4 protein-coding genes are annotated in these 8,135 nt (G+C 44.8%); all 4 read right to left on the bottom strand.

Annotation, left to right across the window (positions count from 1 at the left end; genetic code table 11):
- Positions 1 to 128: 128 nt before the first annotated feature.
- The 4 genes from DW640_RS20775 to DW640_RS20755 all read right to left on the bottom strand — a co-directional run bounded on the left by DW640_RS20775 (position 129) and on the right by DW640_RS20755 (position 8,127).
- Positions 129 to 1,862, bottom strand: coding sequence for a RagB/SusD family nutrient uptake outer membrane protein (locus tag DW640_RS20775; protein ID WP_117578904.1), 1,734 nt, complete (start codon positions 1,860 to 1,862; stop codon positions 129 to 131).
- Positions 1,863 to 1,880: 18 nt separating this feature from the next.
- Positions 1,881 to 4,625, bottom strand: coding sequence for a SusC/RagA family TonB-linked outer membrane protein (locus tag DW640_RS20770; protein WP_008766003.1), 2,745 nt, complete (start codon positions 4,623 to 4,625; stop codon positions 1,881 to 1,883).
- 250 nt (positions 4,626 to 4,875) lie between these two features.
- Entirely contained in the window at positions 4,876 to 7,314 is a 2,439-nt protein-coding gene (locus DW640_RS20760; RefSeq protein WP_117578903.1) for a polysaccharide biosynthesis tyrosine autokinase, read from the bottom strand.
- Positions 7,315 to 7,326: 12 nt separating this feature from the next.
- Positions 7,327 to 8,127 carry a polysaccharide biosynthesis/export family protein gene (locus tag DW640_RS20755; RefSeq protein WP_008766005.1) on the bottom strand — a complete coding sequence of 267 codons (801 nt, stop codon included), beginning with the start codon at positions 8,125 to 8,127 and terminating at the stop codon, positions 7,327 to 7,329.
- Positions 8,128 to 8,135 lie beyond the last annotated feature (8 nt).

Genomic DNA, 8,135 nt, shown 5'->3' with positions numbered 1-8,135 from the left:
TTTTGTTGTGATATTTAATACTGCAAATGTAAATGTGTCAAAAGTCAATAGTCACCCCATTTTAGTTACTATTGGCTTGACACACACTCTTTTAGTTTGTATTGGATATTATAAATGGATGAAACCAGCTAATATCCCGGATTCTGCTCCAGTTTTGTATTCATTACCCGTATCTTTTCCGGAATCGGGAATACGGTGGTATATCCATTGTTCTCATCGGGAAGTTGCGGACGACTGCTGTATGCTCTCGTGAACGCTCCGAAGCGAATCAGATCCTGCCGTCGCCAACCTTCCCAAGCCAGTTCGAGCTGTCGTTCGGCAAGGATATTTTCTAATGTAGCCGTTCGGGAGGAAGCGTTGACACGCCCGCGTACTTCGTTCAGTTCGGCATCTCCGTCTTCCCCATTACGAATCTTTGCTTCGCTCTTCATCAACAGGACATCTGCATAACGGAACAGTACAATGTCGTTTTCCATCAGTTTACCGTCCTTGGTAGCCGTTTCGTCTACTTCGTACTTTTTCATGCGTGCTCCTGCCGTCTGCTCATAGGGAGTATTCGAGATATCCAGTTCGACTTTCCACGGCAAATATTCGAGAACGGTTCCATCGTCCAGACGGACTATATTTCCTTTTAAATCATATACGACTCCGGCAAAATAGCAGATATCGAAACGCGGGTCCTGTTGCGCTGTTTCATAGCCGAAGGTTTCCAGAACTTCGATAGTAGCGCTCGGTCCGTTTTCACCGCTCAGTCCGTAGGCTTTGGCGTGATTGTAATGGCGGGAACGGAAAAGGTATTGCATCTGGTTGGTGTACAAGGTCTTGTTCATCGGGATGGTGAAGATATTCTCAACAGACGGTTCATTGAATACGGCAAAGTTGGTTTTGTAATCCGGTTCCAGACGATAGCCCATTTCTTGCAGTTGGTCACAGTAAGCGATAACCGTCTGCCAGGCATTGAGGCGGTTGCCGTCTACTTCGAAAAAGAGATTCTTTCCGTCGGGACGCTGGCCGTCCGTCCAGTCGTTGTCGGTATAGACTTCGGCATTCAAGGCAAGTTTTGCCAAGAGGAAAACAACTACAGGACGGGTGATTCGTCCGTAATACGGACCGGACTGGTTGCTGTGGACTTCAGCCAGCAAAGGGGCGGATTCTTGCAGTTCTTTGAATACAAAGTCGAATATCGTTTTCCGTTCACTCTGCACTACGTCTTTCATCGACGGGGATGAGGTAAGTACAAGCGGGACACGTCCGAACAGATCCATCAGATAATAGTAATACATCGCCCGCATGGCGCGTACTTCGGCACGATAGGCGGGAAGTTCGGCGTCTGCGTGGGTAGCACTGAATTTGTCTATTCGTTCGAGGGATTTGTTGGACAGCATCACCACTTTATAAAGATATTCCCAAGTGGCTTGGATGGCATCGTTTTCTATTCCCCATTGGTGCAGGAACAGACCTTGCCAAAAGCCGCCGTCGTACCAATCGCCGCCACGGGTGGGGATAATGGCTTCGTCGGTGGTGAAGGTGTTCAGGTCATAGACTCCCCTACCCGTCCCCTGCAATCCCTGACTGTCGCTATAACCGCCGATGTAGGTGTAAAGTGAGGCTACGGCATTCAGATATACATCCGAGATATTGTTGTAGACTTCATCTTCCGGCAGTTTGTCTCTGGGACTCTCTTCCAGAAACTTGTCGCACGAGAAGAAGGTAATGCACACAATAAGAAAGACAACTGTTTTTTTCAGGTTCATTTTCCCCTCAAGCAGATTCCCCCCAAGCAGAGTTGCTTTTCCATCATATAGAGATTTACTCTCTAAATACCATCCTTGCTGCTGCAAATATCGCTTTATCTTTTTCATTATCGTTTTCCTCCTCCGTTAAAAGTTAATACTCAATCCCAACGTGTAAGTCCGCGCTAACGGATATCCGCGTTTATCGTCCAGCCCCAAAGTGGAGTTGACCGTCGAGCTGTTGATCATGGGCGAAAGACCTGAATAGCCGGAAATCGTCGCAAGGTTGTTGACTGTAAATGCCAGTCGCAGGGAGCGAACATATTTCTTTAGTTTCTGCACCTTTTCTATCGGTACGTTCCAGCCGAGTGTCACGTAGTCGAAATTGACATACGCTCCGTTTTCCAGCCAGTAGTCGGTGGCGGTCTGGTCTTTGATATTGCGTGCGGGAGCTTCCTGCATCACATTGTAGTCGGGGAATATATTCATGTTCATATAGGTCAGGGAGGTTCCGTTGTATATTTTGTGTCCGAAGGCGCCGTTGATCTGTACTGAAATATCGAAACGCTTGTAGCGGAAACTGAGGTTCGATCCGAGAATCGTTTTTGGTACGGCTTGCCCGGCTACATAGCGGTCTTCGCCATCTTCGAGGCTGACGCCGCCGCCATTGAGATCGGCTATGTCATAGGTGTAGCCGCCGTTTCCATCGGAAACGAGTCCGTTGGCACGTGGCAGGTAGAAGACACCCAGCGGCTGGCCTACTACTTGGTAAACGATGTGGTTATAACCTCCGTGAAAGCCGGCTCCGTCGAGGCTGGCAAGACTCTTGTATTCGGGGGCGGAAATCAGTTCGCCATTGTACATACCGCTCAGAGAAAGCAACTTGTTCTGCTGGAAGGTGATGTTGGCATTGATGTTCAGTTCCATGTCCTGCGTCTTCAACGGGGTGATGCCGATGGCTATCTCCAGACCGCTGTTGCGCATGGAGCCGATATTCGCCAGCAGGGTGTTGTAGGTAAAGGGCGGCACGCTTACGTTGTAGAGGTAGAGCATATCCGTCGTTTTGGAGTTGTAATAATTGGCGGAGAGCAGCAGGCGGTTGCCGAACATGGCAAGGTCAATACCTGTATTGAAGGTATGTTTCACTTCCCATTTCAAGTCGGGATTCGTGTTTCGCAAGTCTCCCAATGACACGGCTGCCGAGTTTCCTACGGGAATCACTCCGTTCGGTTTGACAAGGCTCAGCGTGGTGTAGGAGTCGATACCGCTCTGATTGCCAGCCAAACCGTAACCTATACGGAACTTCAGATTATCAATCACGGGGAGGCGTTTCATGAACTTTTCCTCACTGATCACCCATGCAGCGGAGACGGAGGGAAAGAATCCCCATTTGTGATTGGCTCCGAATTTGGAGGAGGCATCGGTACGGGCGGTCATTGTCAGACTGTAGCGGTCGGCATAGGTGTAGTTGAAGCGTCCCATGAAGGAGGCCAGATGCGGTTGCTCGTAGTACGAGTTGGTTCCCTCCCACGGACGGAGAGCACCGGCTTGCAGGTTGTGGTAGCCGAATTTATCTGTATTGAAGTTGGTGACTGTGGTATAGAATCCGGTGTATGTCTCCTTCTGGAGTTCCGCCAGTGCCAGCGCGTCGAAGTAATGCTTCTTCCAGCCTTTCTTGTAGGTCAGCATCATGTTACCCAGGAGGGATTCCATCTTTTTCGTGCCTTTGTATGCCTGTCCGTGCGCCCAGACGGAGGTGGGCAGGTATTGGGAATTTTCGACTATGTTATAGGTATAAGCACCGAAGAGAACCAGTTTCAGTTCGTCCATCAAATTGAAAGTCAGACGAGCGTGAGTACTGATATGCGAGGTGGCGTCATGATCCTGTACTTCCATCCATGCCAACGGATTCGTGATCTGACTGGCGGTAGTGATTCCGTCCCATGAACCGGAATCGGGGTCTTTGTGATTGGGGTATGTGGGATTGAAAGTGGCGGCAGAATAGAAGGTTTTCTGAAGGTCTACCAGATTGTGATTCTTCTGGATAGAACCGAACATGCCCAGTTCGCAGTTCAGAAAACCGTCGAACATCCTTTGGGTCATGTTCATATTAGAGGTGAAGTTCTTCATGTCCTCGTTCAGTATGACTCCCTGACGGTCCATGAAACCGAGGGAGACACGGTAGCTGGATTCATTCGAGCCTCCATAAAAGGCGATGTGGTGGTTCTGTTGCAATCCTGTCTGTTCTATCTCTTTCTGGAAGTCGGTGTTGTTTCCTTTGTCCAGTATGGAGATGCCACGTTCAGATGCGACCCAGCGGAAGTCATCTGCTGACAGCATTTTCAGATTCTTATAGACGGTGGATATACCGAAGATGCCGTTATAACTCACTTGCGTTTTACCGCTCATGCCCTTCTTGGTGGTGATTTCGATGACACCGGAGGCGCCTCGTGATCCGTACTGTGCCGTTTCGGAAGCGTCTTTCAGGATGGTGAAGCTCTCTATGTCTGTAGGATAAATGGAGGTAAGCATACTCAAATCGCCGAAGACTCCATCGACGATAATCAGCGGGTCGTTTCCGCTGGTCAATGAGGTGGTTCCTCGCAGGCGGACTGCATCTAAGGCGGCGGGACCGTTTGTCCCACGCTGGATGGTCAGACCCGGTACTCGTCCGCGTATGGCTTCCAGCGGATTCGTGATCTGGTCTTTATTCATCTGTGTCTCCGTGATTTTCTCCACTGATCCGGATATGGTTTTTAAACTTCCGGTGGCATATCCTACCGTTATCAGAGAGTCTATCGGAGTGATCGTTTTTCTCTGGGCAAAGGCACTTCCACTGGAAGTGATCAGAAAGAAAAGGCTCCAAATAGTAAGTCTGTAGTGTTGTTTCATAATTATCATTTTTTAAGGGATAATACAAATATAACAAAAAAAGCGGGCATCTGGTTGTCCGGATACCCGCTTTTCTTTGATATGGGATATAAAAATTATATTGTCAACGTAGATGAATACAACAAACCGCTTGATTGGGGAAAATCAAGCGGTCGGCTATATCTGACTGACTATATCTTGGGGGATATACTGTGGTCAATCAGATTGAAACGGGCTATCGTTTATTCTCAGGTTTATTCTTAGAACCGGATTACGATTTAGCACCTTTTTCCTGTCCGTAACCGTATCCGTAGCCATAGCGTTTGCCATATCCATAGTACTTGCCATATTTACCGTAGCCGTAGTAGTAGCCATACTTCCTGCGTTTCAGGTCTACGCCATTGATTACAGTACACAGGTTAGGCAGTTTCTTTTCTTCGGCAAGTTCGTTGATCAATGTATACTCTACTTTATGAGTATAGTCGGCACGGCATACGTAGACGGACAAGTCCGCTACACGACCGATCAACAAGGTATCGGTAACCATACCTACCGGTGCGGTATCCAGAACCACATAGTCAAAGCTCTTCTTCAATATCTCTATTGCCTTGTCCAGACCATCACGCGCTAACAGCTCGGTCGGATTAGGAGGAACCGTTCCACCGGGAAGTATATACAGATTCTGATTAATATCCGAAGGTTGTACCAGACTCATCAAATCTGTTTCCGGGTTTGCAAGGTATAAGGTAATCCCCTTCTCTTTCGTCGAAAGACGGAAGACTTTATTCAATCCCGGTTTGCGGATATCAAGCCCTACGATTACTACTTTCTTTCCTAATAAAGAGAGACTGATGGCTAAATTGGCGGAGATAAATGATTTTCCTTCTCCACTGACGGTAGAAGTCACAAGAATCACTTTCTTGTCATTCTGAAGCATGAACTGAAGGTTGGTACGGATGTTTCGGAAGGTCTCGCTCATCAGGTTGTTCTGATTCTCAAAGACGGCAATAGAACCGTCTTTTTCGTTCTTCTCGTCGGTTAATGGGATATCACCGACGATAGGAATAGTTGTCAGTTTCTCGACATCTGCACGACCTTCGAGTTTGAACTTGGTCAGGCCGATCAGGTAGATGATGCCTACGGGGATGCCAATGCCTAATACTAAAGCGATCAGATAAATCATTCTACGCTTAGGAGAAACAGGGATATCATCAGCGATAGCTTCATCAATGATTTTTGCATTGTTTGCAGTAGCTGCCAATGCTATGGCGTTCTCCTCACGCTTTTGTAAAAGCATCAAATACAGTCCGGCTTTGATTTCCTGTTGACGGGCAATACTTACAAACTGACGTTCTTGTCCGGGAGCATCACTAATACGACGAGAAAAACGGCTTGCTTCACGTTCAAGATCAGCTTTTGTAATTAATAAACCTTTCAATGATCCGTCAAGGGTCGCCTGCACATTCGACTTCATGGCACGGATGCTTGTATCCAGATTGATAATCGTAGGATTATTTTCTGTAGAAGTACGTAATAAGCGCTTCCGTTCAACTAACATTTCATTATATCGTTCAATCGTTGCAACCAATCCTGGATCTTGCAAGCCTATATTACCCGGAAGAACTTCGTATTCATTTCCTCTTATATATTTCCGCAAATCTTCAATAAGGCTGATTTGTGTCCGGTTCTCTACTCTCTTCTTTTCATACTCGGCGTTACCGGTCAAGGCAATTTGCGCTTCACTAGTCAAGTCGGTAATACCGGCATTACGTTTAAAATTCTCAAGATTTGCCTCTGTACTCCCAAGCTCCTTAGAAATAATATTAATACGTTCATCTATAAATTCAGCAGTCTTTTGAGCAATCTCATTTTTATCATTATTCGTATTACGGTTATACATTTCTAATAATTGATTGATAAAATCTTGCCCACGTTGCAAACTAGAGTTCTTCAATGAAATCACAGCTACCGAAGTCGTTTTAGAAGTAGGCTCAATTTTTAGATTTTCACAATACGCCCGTGCTACTTTCATAGGTGATTTAATCTTAGCCGTAATATGCCGTATATTTGAAGACGCTTCCATTGTATCTTTCTTCAATGATAAGGAATCTGGCGATTGAAAAAAAGCTAAAGTTCCCTCATCCATCGGGAATACAGCTGGCAATTTCTCAAAATGCTTTTGGTATTCTTTATCACCAACTGTAACATTTACCTCCAAACCACCTTCTCCATACAACGCCATCTCAACAACCATAGGATCAGTTAGTTTCTCAGCTTCTTGCGGAGTCAAACTAACTAAAACAGGAGAAGTTTTATACATATTCTTTGAAGGAAATCCATCTTCATCTGTATATGATACATATAAGTTTAACAGATTGATTACTTCTTTCACTAAAGTCTTTGAACGTAAAACTTCAAGTTCATTATCTATATTCTGAGAAGAACTAATCAAGCCACTTAACCCTAATTCTTCCAGTCCTACCATACTTCCTGTATTGCCACCTTTTTTGTCATCCTTTATCAAAACTGTTGCCGATATATTATAAACAGGAGTGGCCATACGCAAATATATCCAAGCTCCAATAAGACAAACTAAAACGGCACCGACAAACCACGGCCAATGAATAATATATTTAAAAAGTAATTGTTGAATATCTATTTTCTCGTCCTCAGTTTCACACTGTCTTTCGTTTACTATTTCTTCTTTCATTTTTTCAAAACGTTATTTTAAAATATTAAATAATAAGCTGGCAAGAGAAACTAGGATAGATGTAGCAGAGAACCATAGACTCGTACTATTCCCAATATCCGAGTTACGAGCTTTTGCCTTATTAGGGGTTACATAAACGACATCATTTTGCTGTAGCCAATAATATGGAGAAAGAATTGTTTCTGATTTATTCAAATCAAGAGTTATAATTTCTTGCTTACCTGTGGCATCTTCACGAATCAGTTTTACATTATCCCGCAAGCCATACACCGTCATATCCCCTGCCATAGCAAGCGCCTCCAATAAATTGACTTTTTCATTAGAAATAGTAAAAGTACCCGGACGAGTGACTTCACCTATCACTGAGATTTTATAATTTACCATACGCACTGTAACGATAGGCGTTTCTTTCATATAGGGTTTCAACTTTTCTACAACCATTTGTTCTGCCTGTTTCTTTGTCAAACCACCTAGTTTTAACTCTCCCAATACAGGAAAAAAAATCTTTCCTTCATTATCTACCAAGTAAGTTTGTAACACGGGTTGTGTAGTAGCTAAAATATTAGTAACAGACAAATTTGTTGGACTGGCAACTGTCAAATTAAATGGTGCAGCCAACTCCGGACTAGTACAGGAAACTACGATAGTCAACAAATCTTTAGGCATGATCTTTGCATCATACAAATTCTCTTTCTGTTCTATTTGATTTACTACTTCTGTATCCTGCAAATAAGGTACTTTCTTGTAGGACTGGCAGGCCGTAAACAGAAAAGGCAGTAACACTACAAAAATCAATTTATTCAATATTCTCATAACTGTGA

Source organism: Bacteroides sp. AM23-12 (assembly GCF_003434395.1).
GTDB lineage: Bacteria > Bacteroidota > Bacteroidia > Bacteroidales > Bacteroidaceae > Bacteroides > Bacteroides thetaiotaomicron.
The sequence above is the reverse complement of the archived record's forward strand: the minus strand, read 5'-3'. Positions and strand labels throughout refer to the sequence as shown.

Bases quoted from the DNA above. Each gene is read 5' to 3' on its own strand.
- DW640_RS20755 (WP_008766005.1), bottom strand. From the start codon at position 8,127: ATGAGAATATTGAATAAATTGATTTTTGTAGTGTTACTGCCTTTTCTG.
- DW640_RS20770 (WP_008766003.1), bottom strand. From the start codon at position 4,625: ATGAAACAACACTACAGACTTACTATTTGGAGCCTTTTCTTTCTGATC.
- DW640_RS20760 (WP_117578903.1), bottom strand. From the start codon at position 7,314: ATGAAAGAAGAAATAGTAAACGAAAGACAGTGTGAAACTGAGGACGAG.
- DW640_RS20775 (WP_117578904.1), bottom strand. From the start codon at position 1,862: ATGAAAAAGATAAAGCGATATTTGCAGCAGCAAGGATGGTATTTAGAG.